The organism is Psychrosphaera aquimarina, from assembly GCF_032461525.1.
GTDB lineage: Bacteria > Pseudomonadota > Gammaproteobacteria > Enterobacterales > Alteromonadaceae > Psychrosphaera > Psychrosphaera aquimarina.
On sequence record NZ_JAWCUA010000001.1, the window covers coordinates 346953 to 366118 of the forward strand.

Here is a 19166-nt window from a genome sequence, read left to right on the forward strand (position 1 = left end):
TAGTAATTAATATTAAGGTGTTCTTAAAAGTTGGAATCAAATCTAAAGAATTTTTACATTGCTGATGAACAGTCAATTTACTTATTATCAGCTAATGACGCCAAAAAATTAAGAGACTGGGTAGAGCTATGTAAAACCCAGCTACGAAAAATGGGCTATTCCAATGTTGAAATGATTGGTAAAGGCGCGTTTGGTTTTGTATTTGTAGGTACCGACAAAAACCAAACCGAACGTGTATTTAAATTTTCACGGATCACGCTAGCGCAAAACATAAGAGAACGTTTAGAAGAAGAAGGGTACATGTTAAATCTTCTAAATCACCCCAACATTCCCGCTTTTATCGACTTTCAAAGTATAAAGAAACAGGGCATTTTAGTAATGCACCGGGGTAAAGGCATTGATTTACACGAACTATCCAAACTACGTGGGCGCTTGCCTGTAAGTACTGTGATTAAAATTGCGATTCAACTGGCGAATATAATCAAGTACTTACGTAGTTTCACTATGTTAAGTGCAAGTGGTCAATTTGAAAACAAACCTATTGTGCATGGCGATATTAAACCGTCTAATTTGATGTGGGATGAGGCAACCGAAACGTTATCGTTAATTGATTGGGGCTCCTGTGTGTTTGCTCAATTAGATGAAAACGCACAACCTGTAGTCAATAATGTAATGGAGTTAATGTCTGCAGATATGCAAAATACCAATGCACGTTTGGGTGATGTCTACTTTATTGGTGATGAGCAATTAAATGGAGCGTTATCTAATACCCGTTTTGATGAACAAGGCGCTGCAGCAACACTTTACGCAATCGCATCAAATCAAAACTGCCGATACGGTTATAATGCCATTCCTCCATCGTCATTAGGTTTACCTAAGGCTTTTGCTCAAACCCTTAATCATTTATTAAGTCACGACGAAGAATTAAAATGCCATGCCGGCGATCAATTTATTAATCATGTTCAACAAATGGAAAATTGGTATTTACCTGATCTGGAACTTGAACCCGAGAGCGCCTACATCCCAATTTGGAATAAACGGTCTAATACTAAGTTAGATACAGTGGTCTATTCATCTCGTAAGTCATTTCTTCGCCAACAGGGCATCCATAGTGCGCTTTATGGTGTTAAAGATGCTCAGCTAGATAAGTACTATAAAAACTATCTACAAGGCATGGGAGACAACGAGAAAGCGTTTGTCGCAACAGTAAGTCGGTTGAGTGAATTTCCAATTGTAGGTGGTTTTGCAATACATTGGTTAGAAGATGGAGTGTATGTTGATTCAAACTTAAATTTGTTTGACGATGTGTATCGAAAAAGTGTCACTGAAACGGTGAATAATATTATTGATATTGCCCGTTCATTAGATCTTAGAGACGGCATTTTTAAAAGTTGTTTATTTGATGCTAAAAACACGATTCACGTTGAGCGTGAAAATGAAAACCAACAATTTGAATTAACGCACATTCCAAATATACCTTTTGAAATAACTCACACACCGGAAGTTGAACAAGGGAAACAACACTCGTACTTTGAAGATGGTGATGATCCAGACGAACGTTTACGTTTACCTGAGCAGATCATGGCACATATCGTTGCACTCAATGAGATCAGACATACAGGCTGTATTATCTTTGAAGTTTTACCTAAGCATTTAAAAATACATAATTATTACAATTTGTTAGACAAAACTAAGGTTGGGGAGTTTACCTTTCATTTAAATGGGATTTTACAAAATATAAAGTATATTGATGATGTTGGCGTATCTGGCTTCATGAAATTACCATATAAAGACGCAAAATTGTTTTGTTATCAAACGTGTCGCTCAGATTTATATTATCCGCAAGACCCTAAGTCGTTTATCCCGAAAAATAGCTAGTTATTTCTTCGCTAAAAATTGCTCAAATTGTTCTTTTAAATCGGTAGCTCGTTTTTTATGACCTTCACCAATTGGCATACCATCAATAATTCGAAATACATTTTTACAGCGTTCAATGTACGTCCATTTTTGTTTTGGATTTTGCTTCATTAGCGCAATCAGAACTTGCACTAAGTTTAATGCACTGCCTGTATTCATTGGGGCAATCACCAATGACTTCTCAAATAAGTCATTGGCTTCTTTTAAGTCACCACGTGAAAATGCTTCAATACCTGTTTTATTTAACAATCGCATACTGGTCATATGGTCTTTCGCCATATATTGCGCATCCATGATCATAGAACGCGTAAAGTCATCTAATTCTATTTTTGATTGTTTTATTTGTTTTACATAATCTAACGCCGTTTCAAATTCACCAATCTTTAACATTAATGAAATACTGTCGGCCAGTAGACCGGATGGAATTTTAAAATCTGGGTCGTTAAATTTTTGCGTTAATTCAGAAAATGACTTTTTAGCTTTTAAGTTAAGTCCATTTACAGAATCTAACCGCGCTAAACATAATTGTTCAAAGTCTTCTTGATCTATATCGGTAAAGGATGAGCTATCGCGTTTGGATTGTTGTAATGCATATAACGCGTCTTGGTTATATTTGCGTTTTTTCTTTTCATCTTCTTCAAGGTCAACAATATCAATAATGTTTCTTATGTGGTTTAACAAATGACGATAATCTTTTTTAAATGAATTAGACGTTAAATCAACCACTTGGCTGCAAGCTTTAATTGACGATTCAAAGTCTTTATTTAATTTAGCTACAGCACTTAACTTATATTGACGTGGTACTGAGAAAGGAGAGCGTTCAATACCAGAACGTACCCAATTATATGCTTGTTCTATTTCGCCTTTTGCTAAGTAACAGTCGGTGATCACGTCATACGCTTCAACATTCATTTTACTTTGTAACACCGCTTCTTTGGCAAACTTAATGGATGCTAGATACTTTTTTTCGTGTTTCAAAATTTTTGATTTGTAAATTAATGCCCAATTCAAACGCTTTTTTTCTAAAAAGCTATCGATGTAATCATTCAACTCTTGGTATCGACCTAAATAGAATAATACTTGTGCTTTGTATTTGTTACAGGACGCTTTATAACGTGGATACTTGGCAATTATCTTATTGATTAGTTCTAACGATGTTTCATAATCGTTGGCATTCATACTGTGGTAAAAGGGCACAAATACCTGTTTTTTTAGCCATGATTTGGTAACGCGTTGCAGTAATAAATTTTGAGAGAATGGCTTGACGATGTAATCGTCGGGCAACACTTCTAGTGCCCCCACGACAGCTGTAGCCTGACTTTCACCCGTTACTATGATGCAAATACTGGAGTCTGGAATTAACTTACGTTCCTTGATCTCTTCAAATAACTGTCGACCATTACGACCAGCACCTAAGTTATAATCTATCAGTAAAATATCGTATTGATTTTGCCCACACTTAACAATAGCGGCTTCGCCTGATTGGGCGACCGAAATTTTACTCACATCGAGATCTTTTAACATTCCTCGTATCATCACTTGAAATGGTTTTTGATCATCAACTATCAGTATTTTCTTACCACTAAATATAATATTTGAACGCAAATCTTTACTACTTATTTAATTTAACTATGCCCATTCTTGTAAAAATACACATAAATACAAGTGTTATTTTCATTTAATTATCGATCTGGGTTCGAACACTAAACCTAAATGTAATTTAAATTGATGGACAAGGTTAATTTGAAAGGCTTGAAGATAATTATATGAAGTTAACAAAGCGCAAGATCAAAAAAACCGATGTTAATTTCTTAACATCGGTCTATTGAATAGATGGTGGAGGGAGGTGGATTCGAACCACCGAAGGCAGAGCCAGCAGATTTACAGTCTGATCCCTTTGGCCACTCGGGAACCCCTCCAACAGGATGCGCATAATACCAAAATTGTTTTGTCTGTAAACATAAAATTAAAGTTTTTTGTTTAACTGCCGTTTAAATACCCAGATGCACAAAGAAAAGAAGTATTGATGCAAACCCAAACCAAAGAACCAATCGCTAAAAACATCCAAGTTATACGGGAATCTTCCGTATTTTCTGATATTCAAAAATCGGTTCACAGCAACGACAGCTCTGCCTTTAGCTTACTTTTAGCTATGGTCACACAAGACAGAATGGAGTTAGATGAATTCCATTTACCAAAAAATAAAAAACCTAAAACAACTTCTGATTTAGAAAAAACATTTCACGTTGTACCTAAAAAATTAATCGATAAAGTAAATAATGAACAAGATTTAATGTTCAATCAGTTAATTAATTCAGGATATAGAGAAAGTGTGAGTCTCATGTTGAATTTACACCCTCAACCACTTATTTCGACAAATAGTGAAATAAATAACCCTATCAATATTCCAGCTAAGTTATTTAACAGCTTGGATATAAACCAACAAGCTAAGTTATACCAAGAGATCCAATCTAAAACATCAAATGTGGTAACAGAAGCGCCTGTGATGACAACAGATAAAAACACTGATGACGAGAACATCGAAATGGATGTAGGTACTTGGTTTAGTGTACTAGAACAAGCAAGAACCTTAAGTAAAGTGGCGTAGTTAAGCCACTTATCAATACGTTAAATAATGAAATGTTATAACAAAGTGATTTGAACAATTTCATTTATTAAATTTCTCGTTATAATCAACCGCCTAAATAACTCATTCTTTAGCCGTTTATCTATGATCCGTCGTATTACCAAACAAGAAATCTTATCCGTTACCGTATCTAATTTTTGTGACGAGCTCAAAACCTTTACTGCAAGTAACGGGTTAAAGTTTAATGGTGATGTGGATACTTCATATTCAGCACGTATCTCACAGGCAACAGATAACAGTATCTATCAGGCATTGCCACAAGGGATTTTGTTCCCACGCAATACCGACGACATCCTAGTTTTAACTGAGTTAGCCAACCAAGATAAATACTTATCTCTTCGTTTTTCACCAAAAGGCGGTGGAACTGGGACAAATGGCCAGTCCTTAACAGATCATTTAATAGTAGATATGTCACGCCACATGCGTGAGATAATTGAAATTAATGTTAAAGAGCGTTGGGTAAGAGTACAAACCGGTGTTATTAAAGATCAGTTAAACGACTTCTTAAGACCTCACGGTTTTTTCTTTGCCCCTGATTTATCCACGTCTAATCGTGCCACTATTGGCGGTATGGTTAACACAGATGCATCTGGCCAAGGTTCTTTGGTTTACGGTAAAACAAGTGACCATGTTATTGCATTAGAAGCCGTTACAATAGCTGGAGAGCGATTAGAAACGTCTGACATTGCCATCTCCGAAGCTCAAGCATTAGCGAACAGTGACAGTCCATTAAGCAGTATTTATAAACAAGTACTTGATACATGTACCACTCATCGCGATAACATTCTTGCTACTTTCCCAAGACTCAACCGCTTTTTAACCGGTTATGACTTAGAGCACGTTTTTAATGAGGATATGAGTCGTTTCAACTTATCCCGTATATTAACGGGTTCTGAGGGCACATTAGCTTTCATTACAGAAACAAAGTTAAACATTACGCCAATCGCTAAATACAAAACGATGGTGAATGTAAAGTATGACAACTTTGATTCTGCTCTTAGGAACTCGCCGTTTTTAGTTGAAGCCAATGCAACCTCGGTTGAGACTGTTGATTCCAAAGTTTTAAACTTAGCCAAACAAGATGTGATTTGGGATTCTGTTTCCGATTTGATCACAGATGTACCTAATCAAACCATGAATGGCCTTAACATTGTTGAATACAACGATGAGGATCCAGACAATCAAAAACAAAAAATAGAACACCTTTGTGCTCGTTTGGATGCGTTAATTGCCAACAATAATGAAAATGGGGTGATCGGGTATCAAATAATTGAAGACTTGGCTGCCATTAATAAAATTTACGCCATGCGTAAAAAAGCAGTTGGGTTATTAGGTAATGCTAAGTCTAGTAAAAAACCTATTGCCTTTGTTGAAGATACGGCCGTTCCGCCTGAACACCTAGCCGACTTTATCGCTGACTTTAGACGTTTGTTAGACAGTCATCAACTTGATTACGGTATGTTTGGACATGTTGATGCTGGCGTTCTTCATGTTAGACCTGCTTTAGATTTAACTGATCCGGCGCAAGAACAATTGTTAAGAGTTGTCTCTGACGAAGTAGTAAAGCTAACAGCAAAATATAATGGTTTGATGTGGGGCGAACACGGGCGAGGTTACAGAAGTGAATATGGACCAGAGTTTTTTGGGGATGCATTATTCAATGAGCTGAGAAAAGTAAAAACAAGCTTTGACCCTAACAATCGACTAAACCCAGGCAAAATTTGTACGCCAATTGATTCAACTGAAAACTTAGTCTCTGTTGACGGGATTAAACGTGCTCATTTTGATAAACAAATTCCATTATCCGTTATTGAAAACTTTGAAACCACCGTGAATTGCAATGGTAATGGACTGTGTTTTAATTATGATGTTAACAGCCCAATGTGTCCATCTTATAAACATTCAAAAGACCGTTCATTTTCGCCAAAAGGTAGAGCCAATCTGATGCGTGAGTGGATCAGGTTACAAGGTAATAACATCAGTGATGAACAACTTAATCGGTCACGCGATACTATTTTTCAACTAATGACCTTGCCATACAAAGCATTTAGAAGTTTAGGTGCCAAGATGGGGATGTACGATTACAGCCATGAAGTGAAACACTCAATGGATAACTGTTTAGCATGTAAAGCGTGTAGCACGGCATGTCCTATAAAAGTTGATGTTCCTAGCTTTAGAGCTAAATTTTTGTCTATGTACCACCAACGTTACTTCAGACCGTTAAGTGATTATTTAGTGGCGAATATAGAACATTTATTGCCCACTTTGGCCAAAACTCCAAAACTGAGCAATTTGTTTATGCATAATCCGTTATCCACTTGGGTGACAAGAAACATTGTCGGTTATCTAGACGCACCTAAATTTAGTGATTATTTGAATACTCACTTAGACGATGAATTTAAGTTTAGTAAAAACAAGATAACAGCATTATCTGCAGCGGATAAGTCAAAGGCCGTATTGATAGTACAAGACCCATTTACTAGCTTTTACGAGTCACAATTATTGCTTGATACCGTCATTGCATTAAAAGGATTAGGCTTTAAGCCATTTGTTTTACCTTTTAAAGAAAATGGTAAACCGGCACATGTTAAAGGCTTTTTAACTAAGTTTAATAAAATCGCGTCTAAGGCTAATAACTTCTACAACCAAATTGCTACATACGATATCCCAATGGTAGGTATGGATGCCTCTTTGGTATTTGCATATAGGGATGAGTATGTTGAGTCTCTAGGCGCTGACAAAGTAAACTATAAGGTGAGTTTATTAAGTGAGTGGTTATGGCAACAAGATTTTGATCTGTCATCTGAAACTTTATCGCAGAATAGCAATAATGAAACGCCACAGTTTAATTTAATGACACATTGTACTGAAAAGTCAGTATTGCCAAACATAAACACTCAGTGGCAAACTATTTTCACTAAATTAAATATGACAATTAACCCTATTAATACAGGGTGTTGTGGGATGGCAGGGACCTTTGGTCACGAAGCCAAAAACCAACAAGCTTCAAGCGATATCTATCAATTGAGTTGGAAACCTGCACTTGAGCAGGTCAATCATCGTCCAGTTTTAGTAACCGGTTTTTCTTGTCGTAGTCAGGTGAAACGTTATGAAAACAAGTTACTAAAACATCCTATACAAATTGTGGCTGACTTATTTAGATAAACATCACATGTTTGTGATAGTCACTTGCCATCTTATTGTTATTAATTGGAGATAATGTTGGATTACAGTCAATATGGTGTTGAGTTTTTAACCATAGCGTTCGCTCATTTAATTGCTGTCACAAGCCCAGGGCCTGATTTTGCAATTGTGATGAAATATTCGATTAATTACGGTAAAAGGATCGCATTACTCACTAGTTTGGGTGTTGGTTCAGCAATATTTTTACATGTGACTTATGCGTTGGCCGGTATCGGATTAGTGATAAGTACGACCCCTTGGCTTTATAATTTGTTGATTATAGTGGCATCCAGTTTCTTGTTATATCTTGGCTTTGGAGCGATACGATCACAACCTGTATCTGAGCAGAAGATAAAAGATAGTTCGCCAGTCAGATCTATTTCATCTAAAAAAGCATTCCTAATGGGGTTTTTAACCAACGGAATTAATCCTAAAGCAACCTTATTCTTTTTGGCATTGTTTACTGTTGTTGTAGATATAAATACACCTCTGGTAATTAAGGGGTTGTATGGCCTATATATGGCTATAGCAACGGCTATTTGGTTTTGTTTTTTGTCTTTAATTTTAACCCATAAAAGAGTTCAACACTTTTTCCAAGCTAACGCTTATATATTCGATAGGGTAATGGGAGTGGTCATGATCGGTCTTGCTTTAAATATCCTAGTTAATGAATTCTTATTATAAATAAACATAACAAATCATAGCTATACTTAACCCATAGTGCGATGTGGTCTAATTTATGTATACATTTTAACCACATTTAACTTAGGCAGTGATGTCAGGAGGCCACAATGGCTTCTCAAACTCAATTAATTAATCTGTGGGTTGAAACAACCAATTTAAATAATGGTACAAGTGAAAAAAGACATATCACTGTTCCTATAGCAACCCCAACATATAGTAAAAAAAACGTGTTGACCTTATTAACACTTTGTTTATTACCACAATTTAAGTTTAATTCTAAACCTAAGGTTAACCCCAATATTCAGCATATAAACCCAGATATTTATATACAAGATGACGTTCACCTTGGTATTGATAGACTGTGGATTTACACTCGATCATTGTCAGCATCTGAATTGAAAAAAGCACAACACAAATGCCAAAAGCTCCTTTGCATTGGAAGTTCAGAGACTTCTGAACTGATCAATAACCATGACCTTCAATTTAATACCGCCTTAATAGAACAATTATCCAGCAACATACAAAAAAAACTAAACTGGAATATTCTAATAGACGAAGAGTCAATTGCTATTACGGACTCTGAACATTATTTATCAGGCAACTTCATTGCTGGACCAAAGTTTAAAAAGTTAAACAGCAATCAGTACCACTTTGATTTAACAGGGTAATATTAGGTCTAATTGTAATTGATTTACCTAAACGAAAAAGGGGACGAAAACGTCCCCTTAATGTTATTGATTTTGTATTAGTGCTCTATTTCCAACAAGTCTAAATAAACAAACTTGGGATTAGTGGCTACCAATGCCTGTTCTAATTTGTCTACTCGTTTCATACTATTGCAAAATGCATCCGCTTTAACTTCGATGAGATCAGCTTTAGCTTCAATCTCTCGTTCAATATTCTCGCCAAAATTATCAAAATCTATATCATCACCTGAGGCGATGGCTTGTCCCATATTAGATATTAAACCACCAATAATAGTGGGTACCATATCATCGACAATTTCATTAACTAACTCGTCAACTTCACCGTCGTCAATATCCATATTAAACTCACCTTCAGTAATTGAATATCGACCTTCATTACTATTGTATTTTTCTCTTATTTTTTCTTGTATTATCTTAAACTTATCTTCATGAACTTCCATATCGACAAATTTACCAAGACCAGCATTTAAACCTTCAAAGGCCAATCCAACCGCCTCAATTGCTATTTCAGTAACTTCTGGTATTGCTTTGCGTATGGAAGTTGAATACTCATTAATCATCGATTGCTGTTTATCCGTTAACTGTATTTGTTCACCTTTTATAAACAAAATACGGTCTTTGTATATATCGACCATAGTTTCATCATCTTCAATGATACGAATATGATCAGGAGTGACCGATAAATCATTCTTTAACGACAAATGGCATTCGTTGTTGTGAGCGTTTGCAGAAACTGAATTAAATAGTAATAGGGTAGAAGCAATGACAGGTAAGGCTAATTTATTTTTTAATGTATTCATTAAACATTCTCCAACAGAAAGGTAATTTTTTAAATCTAAAAAGTGATAAATCTAACTTTATTGTGTTTGTTATAACAAATACAGTGCCAGTTATATTTTACTTTAAATACAATGACTTAGCCTCAATGCGAATAGTTGAGTTATTATAATACGCGTTATTTTCGTAAATTTAACCAATAATTAGTGTTTAAGTTTAATTTATAACCCGTTGAATAAATTAAATCATTAATTTCTATATTTAAACTTGGAAAAACACTGAGTGGCAATGATATACTCGCGCCAATTAAATTGTTAGAAAAGGTTATATAAATGGCGGATGTAGAGAATCGTCCATCTAATTTTATTAGAAATATCATCGACGCAGATTTAGCGGCAGGAAAATACCCTACAACCCATACACGTTTTCCTCCAGAACCAAATGGTTACCTTCATATTGGGCATGCAAAATCTATCGTGTTAAATTTTGGCATCGCTCAAGATTATGATGGATTATGTAACCTACGTTTTGATGATACCAATCCAGAAAAAGAAGACATTGACTATGTTAACGCTATAAAAAATGACGTTAGCTGGTTAGGTTTCAATTGGAGTGGTGAAATTTGTTATTCATCAAACTATTTTGACCAGTTGTTTAGTTATGCAGAAGAACTGATCAATAAAGGCTTAGCGTACGTTGAATTCTCTAACCAAGAAACCATGCGTGAAATGCGAGGTACGTTAACATCTCCAGGTACTAACAGCCCATATAGAGACACCAGTCCTGCTGAAAACTTACAGTTATTCCATGACATGCGTGATGGCAAGTACAAAGATGGTGAGTGTTGTTTAAGAGCTAAAATCGATATGTCATCTAGCTTCATGTGTATGCGTGATCCTGTTATTTATCGTGTTCGTTTTGCCCATCATCACCAAACCGGTGACAAATGGTGTATTTACCCTATGTATGATTTCACTCATTGTATATCTGATGCAATAGAAGGGATCACACATTCTTTATGTACGTTAGAGTTCCAAGATAACCGTCGTTTATATGATTGGGTGTTAGATAATATCTCCATTGAAACGCGCCCACATCAATACGAGTTTTCAAGATTAAACCTTGAATACACTATGATGAGTAAACGCAAATTAAATGCGCTAGTTACAGAAAATCATGTACAGGGTTGGGATGATCCTAGAATGCCAACCATAGCTGGTTTAAGACGCCGTGGTTACACGCCAGGCGCAATACAAGAGTTTTGTAAACGTATTGGTGTGACCAAAATGGAAAACACCATTGAAATGGGCGTTCTAGAAGCCTGTATCCGTGAAGATTTAAATGAAAATGCACCACGTGCTATGGCCGTTGTTGATCCAATCAAATTGGTTATTGAAAACCTACCCGATGACCATATTGAATGGATAGACGCACCAAATCATCCAAGTGATGAAAGCATGGGCACGCGCAAGCTACCATTTAGTAAAGTGGTTTATATTGAGCGTGAAGACTTCCGTGAAGAAGCCAATAAAAAATACAAACGTCTAGTGATTGGTAAAGAAGTCCGTTTACGTAATGCATACTTTGTGAAAGCTGAGCGTTGTGACAAAGATGAACAAGGGAATATCAACACTGTTTATTGCACCTACGATGAATCAACATTAGGTAAGTTACCGGCTGACGGTCGTAAAGCGAAAGGGGTAATCCATTGGGTATCAGCCTCTCATGGTGTTGAAGCTGAGATCAGAGATTATGATCGAATGTTTACCGTTGCTAATCCTGCTGCAGTTGAAGACTTTACCACAGTATTAAACCCTGACTCTTTAGTTATTAGACAAGGCTATATTGAGCCAAGTTTAGTAGAAGCAAAAGCTCAACAAGGTTTCCAATTTGAACGTTTAGGCTATTTCTGTTTTGATGGCAATAAAAACTCAGATGGTAAAATGATCTTTAATAAAACGGTTGGTCTAAGAGATACATGGACTAATAACGAAAATAAATAATTTTTTGTGTCGTTACAAACAAAAAAACCTAAACAATTGTTTAGGTTTTTTTATATCTAGTTAGCAAATTACTGAGAGTTAAATTTAAACCAGTTCTATTACTTTAACGCTCGTTGTGTCTATCTCTGTAACATCAGATTCTGGGTCTATATATGTCGGTATCTCTGGCGCATCAAAAGCCACATCACCTTCTTCAACGTCTTGAGTCAAAGTTTTAAAGTCAAATAACTCTGTGTCAGCAAGATGACTTGGAACCACATTTTGTAACGCGCTGAACATACTTTCAATGCGTCCAGGGAACTGCTTGTCCCAATCGTTTAACATTTGTTTAATTTGTTTACGCTGTAAATTCTCTTGTGAACCACATAGATTACAAGGAATAATCGGGTAACCTTTTATTTGTGAAAACAATTCAATGTCTTTTTCTTTAGCATAGGCAAGAGGGCGAATAACCACGTGTTCGTTATTATCACTTTTTAATTTTGGCGGCATCGATTTTAACTTTCCACCATGGAACATATTTAAAAACATAGTTTCTAGTATGTCATCCCTATGATGACCCAAAGCAATTTTTGTCGCGCCTAGTTCTTTTGCTGTACGGTACAAAATACCTCTACGCAATCTTGAACATAATGAACAAGTTGTTTTGCCTTCAGGTATCTTATCCATCACGATAGAGTAGGTATCTTCCGTTACTATCTTATATTCAACACCTAACTGTTCTAGATATTGTGGCAGTACATGATCAGGAAAACCGGGCTGTTTTTGATCTAAATTAACCGCTACTAATTCAAAATTAATAGGGGCAGCCTTTTGCAAACTCATTAAAATTTCTAACATGGTGTAACTATCTTTGCCTTATATCAAATATAAGAAAAACGACAATAGATTAATAGTCTAATTTACAACTAGTTAGAAGCATTATAATTAACAAAATAAAGAGATTTTGTTAATTATAATGCTTATTTATATTTTTTAAGGTAATAATCATTCACGATGGTTTACAAAATACCATCAAAATAAGAGCTTACTTTTTTTAACTGAGAGTTTATTTTACGATTGAGTATAGATAAGCCTACAGCCAATAAACATCAATTCATAGTGTTCAAAACATCAATTCATAGTGCTTAAAGCTTCTTACGGTAATGCCGTTGTAAGTGAAATAGTATCCATTTATGGGGGTGACACGTTTCGTGTAAACATTGGTGGTTACAACGAAATCATTGGAAAAAACATTCCTATTCGACTCAATGGAGTTGATACTCCAGAAATCGTGGTAAGCGCCAACATGAAAAAGAACAGGCAAGGGCTACTAAGCAATTCAAGGTTGCTAAATTACGTGCAGCCAAAAAGATTGAGTTTCGTAATATGATGCGTGGTAAATACTTCCGAATTGCCGCTGATTTATACGTTGATTGAAAGTCGCTTGGACTGATGTTAATTGATCACGGTCATGCTATTAAATACAGTAGTGGCAAGAAGGCAAAAGATTGGTTCGGCTAAAACGTTATTGCCCCAAAGTAAGTTAGTGTAATTACTTTCGAATCTAAAGTAACTTACTGAACGGACTGACAACGCCATTAGCACCTTGCTGTAAAACATGCGTATAAATTTGAGTAGTTTTCACATCAGAGTGTCCTAGTTGAGATTGCACAGTTCTTATATCAGCGCCACTTTGTAACAAGTGCGTGGCAAATGAATGACGTAGAGTATGAGGTGTTATTGGCTTAGTTAATTTTGCGGCTTGCACAGCCTTTTTTATCGCTTTACGAACGCCCGTTTGGTGGAAGTGATGCCGCCGTATTTCACCCGTTTCAGGATCTGCACTTAATTGATAGGAAGGAAATAAATATTGCCAGCCTAGAGATTTATTCACTGATGGGTATTTTCGAGAAAGCGCATTAGGCATCCAAACTCCTGCATATTGTCCATTTTGTAAATCTAGCTGCAAATATTCATCAACCTGCATAATCTGATTTCTAAGCAAGGGTATTAGCTCAGTAGCTAGAGTAACAATCCTGTGTTTATTTCCTTTGCCATTCCAAATTCGAATGCATTTGTAGTCAAAGTCGATGTCTTGAACTCTTAGCTGTACTGCCTCCATAACCCGCAAACCACTTCCATACATTAACCCAGCTATAACATAATAACGCTTACTTAAATGCGATAGTAATGCTTTAACTTCTTCAGTCGTCATCACAATAGGTAATTTCGATTGGCGTTTACTTCTTATGAACGTTAAATCTAAAGACAGCTCATCCTTAATAATATGTTTATATAAAAAGACTAATGCATTAAGTGCGGTAGCTTGGGTTTTAGGCGAAACGTTCTTTTGTAATACAAGAAAATCTAAGTAGCTGACCACTTCATTATTACCCATTGATGCAGGGTGCCTCTTCTGATGAAAATGGATATACGAAGCAATCCACTTTAAATAGGTATCAATGGTTCTTAGAGAGTATTGTCTAACCAACATATAGTCAGCAATACTATTTAAAAAAGGCGATCGAAATCTCATAAGTAAACTCAACTAACACTGTTTATATGTACAGTATTGATTCAAATTCTCCTATAGTCAAGAAATCGACCCAATGGGTCGTTTATGTCGGATGTATGGTTAAGCTTAAATTTTGTAAGTACATGATGTAGAAAAAAATAGATATTTTTTATGAGTATAGGTAGGATTAAAACGACCGCGATGTGCGGTAGAAAAACGACCCATTGGGTCGATATTAAGTTGTTATGTGCCAATTTATATAATCAAGTTTTGGAGTTGTCTTGAAGAAAGTAATATTAGTTTTAACTGTAGTTATCGTTGGATACTTTGTAAATTTAAAGTTTGTAGAGGTAGCATATTCATTAGGCTTTGCTGAGTTAAAAAAAGAAGCTGTATTAATTAATTCTGAAAAAATGAAAGTTAAATGTCATTCATATGCACTTGGCTGGTTTGATGAAATTAAATTAGAGAATAAATTTCAAGCATGTGTCAACGAGCATGAAGCTAATGGCTATAAGGTTGTTGACAGTTCTAGCACATAACAAGCAACTCAAGACGGACACAAACAGTTGGCTGTGCTCGTACCTCGCAAATTATAGCCAACTATTTTTAGCCGCTTAGTAGGGCGTTCTGATGGAATTGGAAAGGAAGTAACTTAGATAGTATAGTGCATACAGGAACTTTTGCTGTATATTAAAACAGTATAATTGGTTTAAAGGTTATGACTATAAAATCTAACAAAGAAACTTGACGGTACTATACTGTATTCATCCTCTAAAGCTTAGCTCAGAGGCGTTTGAAACCAGCTGGATTTACAATAAGACCTCAGAGCTAAGCTTTAGGATCTGAACTCCCGCCCAAGTGCCACTTTTTTTGAATTTTCCAATCTACGCAGCCAAAACGACTAAGGTCTGGTTGCCACAGAACAAGTCAATAAATACGACTCCGCTAGTGTGTCATTTTTAGTTGCAAACACCGCAACAAAACTGCCAAACTAGCTGCACATATTATTGAAGCGTTATACAACTAGAGAAATTGAGTGAAATGGAAGTTACAGCTAAAAAAATATCAAAATCATCCCTTTTCAAGATATTGGTGCTAGGAAATTGTTTAGGCTTATTTGTCCTATGTATTTTATTTGGTGTTGCGGCTTTTTTTGGTGCAGAAACTGTTCAATGGAATGATGAATACAAGACTGGTCTTGATGGTTTATTTTACAGTATATTGATGGGTCCAATCTTTGGTTTTTTCTTTGCTTGTGTGATGTGGGTTTACTCGGCATTTGGTTTATGGGTGTACTCTCTTTTTCGGCCAATTAAAATTACATTTGTTGAAGTAGATCAGAGTCCAGAAAAAGTTGTATAACAAGCGCCTAAACTCCGACAATGTAAAGTTGTCATGGTTTTGGCAAACAACGCAAAAAGCCACGCCAACACATTGCGTGTTAGGCGGGCGTTAGTTTTCAATCAAGGAAGGTCTGAGTTTGTCTCCCAGTAAAGTAATAACAATTTCTATTCTCTTATTCATTTTATGCTCTGCCATATCTGGATATATAGGCTATATAAACCCGATATGGATCCTCAACGAAAATCAAATTTTATACCTTTTTTCTACTTCTGCTCAGGTGCTAGCTGGGGTTTATGGTTTAACCCTAACAGGGTTCATTTTTTTCAGAAATGAACTGAGCAGAGAAGAGTTTGATGATGACTCATTGACTGATGCTGTTGAGGCACTAAAAGAGCGCTACTTCAAACTTCTTGTATTCATAACATTATTTTCTGTTTTTACTTTATTAATATCTAACTTTGTTATATCGATAGAAAGTAGTAAAAATTCGAATATGGGGACATTTTTTATTAATGTAGGCCAAGCATCTTTCGTAATTAATTTACTTGTTATCACGTACTTTATTTTTGATGTGATTGCACCTAAAAGAATCGAAAGAGCAAGTAAAAACCTTCAAGAAACATTCGACCCTGTCAGCTCTACAGAGGAAAAAGGAAGTCTGGAAGAGTTCTTGACGAACTTCAATCAAATTGAATATATTTTACAGAAATATGGCCAAGCTTTTCAGTCTGAAATGAGTGGCTTTCAGCCGAAATCGAGACGAAGAATATCAAATGTAAAACTTGCGCAAATCATTCTACAAGCGGAAAGAATAGATAATGGACTTTTTGATGAAATAAAGCGTCTTATTACTTTAAGGAATTCTATTGTGCATGGTGAAGAACCTATCGTAAGCTTAAAAATGGTGACAGCTTCTAGGAGTATTCTAGTTGGGCTGTCAAATGCATTGGGTGTTCATGTACCTGAAAACTAACAAGTCATTCAAAAGGACAAAAAACAGTTGGCTTTTTGCTCCTTCGTCGCTAATTTTAGCCAACAATTTTTTGCCTGTTAATATGGGCGTTATATGCTAAGGAGATAGCATTGAAAAATCTTGTAATATTCTCATTATCCTTTATTTCTTACCTTGCGCACGCAAATCAGCCTGTAGAGGTTATTCCGCCTCAACACAAAGTATTAGGTTCCGAAAATGGTAGGTTTGTTTTTGGTCAGGTTAGTAGTTTCAGATCTGATCAATACTTATTAGATACTCACACAGGTCGTATGTGGCAAATAGTTGAAAACAAAGATAAGCAATCTGTATTACGACCAGTTCCAATAAAGCAGTTATTTGGCGAAGAGGCTTATATCCCTGAACCAGTGGAGAGGGATGAGGCTTTTAGAGATATGTTGCGCACCAATACTATGGAAAAAATGAAGCAAGAAAATGCTAAAAAACAGAGTGATTAGCATATAACAAACGCATCAACGTATGGACTAATAAAGCTTGGCTTGGTTCATGCCTCACCAATTATAGCCAAGCTTTATTAGCCCGTTATGCGGGCGTTAGGCAAACAAATTGGATTTTTAGATGACGGATATAAAAAAACACTATATTGAACCTGAGTCTTTACCTGAATTATTTCCGACACATAAACATGAACCTGCCTTTTGGGAGGTTTTAGGCCGAACTGTAGCTACATTTGGATTTCTGGAAGAAATACTTGGTAAGGCTATCTTTGCTTTGACTGCAACAAAACCTTACAGTGAAGAGGATATTCAAGCAGCTTATGAAGCATGGTATAAGAAGTTGGAAAAAGCACTGACAGATCAACTTTCTTACTTAACAAAATCATATGATAAATCTCTACGTGAGCATCCACAATCAACAATTACGAATATCGATGAGTTGATTGAACAATTAAAAGAAGCTGCAAAAATTAGAAACGTAATTTGTCATGGTTCTTGGCGTACACCTGACGATTCTGGAGCATCAATCCCACATTTTGTTAACTTTGAAAAAATGATCTTTGATACACCAATTGATAAAGATTTTCTTTTGCAAGTTCAAAAGCATGTGAGTGATCTAATATGCACAGTTATAAATACAGTTACTCAAATGGGTTTTCAATTTCCTGGTAGTAGCGGGCCCGGCAAACCAATTTGATGGGATTTGCCTAACAAGAACTTCAAACGGAAAAAATACAGCTGGCTGTTTTCACTCCGTTCAACATTTTAGCCAGCTATATTTTTCTGCTTAAGCGGGCGTTAGCATTACTAAATGGAGATTGGTGCAATTATTAAACTGAGTAGTTACTTTTATATTAATGGTGAAACGGCTTTACATAAAAACTTTTTGTTTTGGTTTGCGACTTTATTCCCATTGATTTTAGCTTTTTGTTTTGCATATCCTTTATCACATGGACTTAAATTGTCAGGAACTGTTGAAGCATATTCTAATTTTATTTCAATATTTAAATTACCTTTATGGATTGCGTCTGGAAGCTTGATACTCGGAGTAACAGTTAGTCGGTTCCATAGCTCAGAGCAGCGAGCTATGACAATTAAACAAAGTATAAATCAAAATAACTTTGCTAATTACTTAAACCACCGAGATCATTTTCAAAAATACCTAACCCCAATAGCTACAAATTTTGATGTAGAAGTAGATCCCTTTAAGATATACGGCATTATTTTTAGTTCCTCTACACCATATAATGCAAACGTAAAATTGTCAGATGGAATATTTGACTTCTTTTCCGAAAAATTAGAAACAGAGTTTTGGTCAAAAATGAAATTTTCAGCGCCAAATTTCACTAATCAAGAGGTTAATATTTATTTCCCCAGATTTGCTAAATCAATAGGCATTAATGCAGAAAATATTACTCTAAGTGACTTTGAAGAATTAAAGACATTATTAGTTAAAATTCGTAAAATATATCGCCGTGCTATGGAGTATGGAATAACTAGAGAAACATCAGAATCTTTCCAAGAAATAGAAGAATCTGGTTTTTCTATGCTAATAGGTGAGTTTAGTCAGTGGGCACATGAAAACAACTTTAAGAAGCGGTGGCCGTAATGCTAACAAGTCACTTAAAAGGACAAATAACAGTTGGTTTTTGCTCCTTCGTCGCTTATTTTAACCAACTATTATTTGCCTCTTAGTGAGGCGTTGGTATGACTCCCCACGTCAAGTTAAAAACACTGATCCCTCTTAATCTTTTTAAGCCTAATTAGTCTGTTTTTTTCTCAATTAAAGTTGAGTTAACGTATTAGATGAAGCAAGTAATTTCGTCGGTTTTCATGCTGGTATTCGTGGATTATTAACCTTGCAGTTAACAGCGCCTACCTTACTTATTCCGTCGTGACACCTATCTTCAGTCTATGTTCGTGGTTCAATCAATATTTCTATTCATTGCCATCCT

15 protein-coding genes, 1 tRNA gene and 1 pseudogene are annotated in these 19166 nt (G+C 35.8%); 12 read left to right on the forward strand and 5 right to left on the reverse strand.

All coding sequences use genetic code 11. The features are described from left to right. The first annotated feature begins 30 nt into the window (after nucleotides 1–30). Nucleotides 31–1878, forward strand: a complete 1848-nt coding sequence (locus tag RT723_RS01595) for a protein kinase domain-containing protein (protein WP_315945621.1) — start codon at nucleotides 31–33, stop codon at nucleotides 1876–1878. Here RT723_RS01595 and RT723_RS01600 read toward each other — a convergent pair whose 3' ends face one another. Then, a complete protein-coding gene (locus RT723_RS01600; protein WP_315945622.1) occupies nucleotides 1879–3522 on the reverse strand; it encodes a response regulator in 1644 nt (547 codons plus the stop codon). It lies immediately after the preceding gene. 229 nt (nucleotides 3523–3751) lie between these two features. After that, a tRNA-Tyr gene (locus RT723_RS01605) sits at nucleotides 3752–3836 on the reverse strand. A gap of 107 nt (nucleotides 3837–3943) precedes the next feature. On the opposite strand from RT723_RS01605, the gene RT723_RS01610 reads away from it, so the two are divergent. From RT723_RS01610 to RT723_RS01625, 4 genes are all read left to right on the forward strand, one after another. Then, the gene (locus tag RT723_RS01610; protein WP_315945623.1) at nucleotides 3944–4525 is read left to right on the forward strand and encodes a VC2046/SO_2500 family protein; all 582 of its coding nucleotides are present in this window, start codon (nucleotides 3944–3946) and stop codon (nucleotides 4523–4525) included. 123 nt (nucleotides 4526–4648) lie between these two features. Beyond that, nucleotides 4649–7729 (forward strand): D-2-hydroxyglutarate dehydrogenase YdiJ, encoded by a 3081-nt coding sequence (gene ydiJ, locus RT723_RS01615; protein WP_315945624.1) that lies wholly within the window; start codon nucleotides 4649–4651, stop codon nucleotides 7727–7729. 54 nt (nucleotides 7730–7783) lie between these two features. Continuing rightward, complete coding sequence (locus RT723_RS01620; RefSeq protein ID WP_315945625.1) at nucleotides 7784–8431, forward strand: LysE family translocator; 648 nt, start codon at nucleotides 7784–7786, stop codon at nucleotides 8429–8431. 107 nt (nucleotides 8432–8538) lie between these two features. Next, the gene (locus tag RT723_RS01625; protein ID WP_315945626.1) at nucleotides 8539–9099 is read left to right on the forward strand and encodes a hypothetical protein; all 561 of its coding nucleotides are present in this window, start codon (nucleotides 8539–8541) and stop codon (nucleotides 9097–9099) included. 77 nt (nucleotides 9100–9176) lie between these two features. On the opposite strand, the gene RT723_RS01630 is transcribed toward RT723_RS01625, so the two are convergent. After that, nucleotides 9177–9938: a DUF2884 family protein gene (locus tag RT723_RS01630; protein ID WP_216055740.1), complete on the reverse strand. Its 762-nt coding sequence runs from the start codon at nucleotides 9936–9938 to the stop codon at nucleotides 9177–9179. 309 nt (nucleotides 9939–10247) lie between these two features. Between RT723_RS01630 and glnS the strand changes: the two genes are divergently transcribed. Next, nucleotides 10248–11918, forward strand: a complete 1671-nt coding sequence (glnS, locus tag RT723_RS01635) for a glutamine--tRNA ligase (RefSeq protein ID WP_315945627.1) — start codon at nucleotides 10248–10250, stop codon at nucleotides 11916–11918. Between the two features lie 84 nt (nucleotides 11919–12002). On the opposite strand, the pseudogene ttcA reads toward glnS, so the two are convergent. Together ttcA and RT723_RS01645 are read right to left on the reverse strand one after the other, a co-directional pair. Further along, nucleotides 12003–12776: pseudogene (ttcA, locus tag RT723_RS01640) on the reverse strand (tRNA 2-thiocytidine(32) synthetase TtcA); the annotation flags it as partial. A gap of 688 nt (nucleotides 12777–13464) precedes the next feature. Then, complete coding sequence (locus RT723_RS01645; RefSeq protein WP_315945628.1) at nucleotides 13465–14436, reverse strand: integron integrase; 972 nt, start codon at nucleotides 14434–14436, stop codon at nucleotides 13465–13467. A 260-nt stretch (nucleotides 14437–14696) separates the two neighbouring features. Here RT723_RS01645 and RT723_RS01650 point away from each other — a divergent pair, with 260 nt between their 5' ends. The 6 genes from RT723_RS01650 to RT723_RS01675 all read left to right on the forward strand — a co-directional run bounded on the left by RT723_RS01650 (nucleotide 14697) and on the right by RT723_RS01675 (nucleotide 18820). Further along, nucleotides 14697–14957 carry a hypothetical protein gene (locus RT723_RS01650; RefSeq protein WP_315945629.1) on the forward strand — a complete coding sequence of 87 codons (261 nt, stop codon included), beginning with the start codon at nucleotides 14697–14699 and terminating at the stop codon, nucleotides 14955–14957. Nucleotides 14958–15459: 502 nt separating this feature from the next. After that, nucleotides 15460–15780 carry a hypothetical protein gene (locus RT723_RS01655; protein WP_315945630.1) on the forward strand — a complete coding sequence of 107 codons (321 nt, stop codon included), beginning with the start codon at nucleotides 15460–15462 and terminating at the stop codon, nucleotides 15778–15780. 118 nt (nucleotides 15781–15898) lie between these two features. After that, nucleotides 15899–16735 (forward strand): hypothetical protein, encoded by an 837-nt coding sequence (locus RT723_RS01660; RefSeq protein ID WP_315945631.1) that lies wholly within the window; start codon nucleotides 15899–15901, stop codon nucleotides 16733–16735. 110 nt (nucleotides 16736–16845) lie between these two features. Continuing rightward, complete coding sequence (locus RT723_RS01665) at nucleotides 16846–17211, forward strand: hypothetical protein (RefSeq protein WP_315945632.1); 366 nt, start codon at nucleotides 16846–16848, stop codon at nucleotides 17209–17211. A gap of 121 nt (nucleotides 17212–17332) precedes the next feature. Then, nucleotides 17333–17908, forward strand: coding sequence for a hypothetical protein (locus RT723_RS01670; RefSeq protein ID WP_315945633.1), 576 nt, complete (start codon nucleotides 17333–17335; stop codon nucleotides 17906–17908). Nucleotides 17909–18022: 114 nt separating this feature from the next. After that, nucleotides 18023–18820 carry a hypothetical protein gene (locus RT723_RS01675; protein ID WP_315945634.1) on the forward strand — a complete coding sequence of 266 codons (798 nt, stop codon included), beginning with the start codon at nucleotides 18023–18025 and terminating at the stop codon, nucleotides 18818–18820. Nucleotides 18821–19166 lie beyond the last annotated feature (346 nt).

Bases quoted from the DNA above. Each gene is read 5' to 3' on its own strand.
- RT723_RS01610 (WP_315945623.1), top strand. From the start codon at position 3,944: ATGCAAACCCAAACCAAAGAACCAATCGCTAAAAACATCCAAGTTATA.
- ydiJ (WP_315945624.1), top strand. From the start codon at position 4,649: ATGATCCGTCGTATTACCAAACAAGAAATCTTATCCGTTACCGTATCT.
- RT723_RS01620 (WP_315945625.1), top strand. From the start codon at position 7,784: ATGTTGGATTACAGTCAATATGGTGTTGAGTTTTTAACCATAGCGTTC.
- RT723_RS01625 (WP_315945626.1), top strand. From the start codon at position 8,539: ATGGCTTCTCAAACTCAATTAATTAATCTGTGGGTTGAAACAACCAAT.
- RT723_RS01630 (WP_216055740.1), bottom strand. From the start codon at position 9,938: ATGAATACATTAAAAAATAAATTAGCCTTACCTGTCATTGCTTCTACC.
- glnS (WP_315945627.1), top strand. From the start codon at position 10,248: ATGGCGGATGTAGAGAATCGTCCATCTAATTTTATTAGAAATATCATC.
- RT723_RS01645 (WP_315945628.1), bottom strand. From the start codon at position 14,436: ATGAGATTTCGATCGCCTTTTTTAAATAGTATTGCTGACTATATGTTG.
- RT723_RS01655 (WP_315945630.1), top strand. From the start codon at position 15,460: ATGGAAGTTACAGCTAAAAAAATATCAAAATCATCCCTTTTCAAGATA.
- RT723_RS01670 (WP_315945633.1), top strand. From the start codon at position 17,333: ATGACGGATATAAAAAAACACTATATTGAACCTGAGTCTTTACCTGAA.
- RT723_RS01675 (WP_315945634.1), top strand. From the start codon at position 18,023: ATGGAGATTGGTGCAATTATTAAACTGAGTAGTTACTTTTATATTAAT.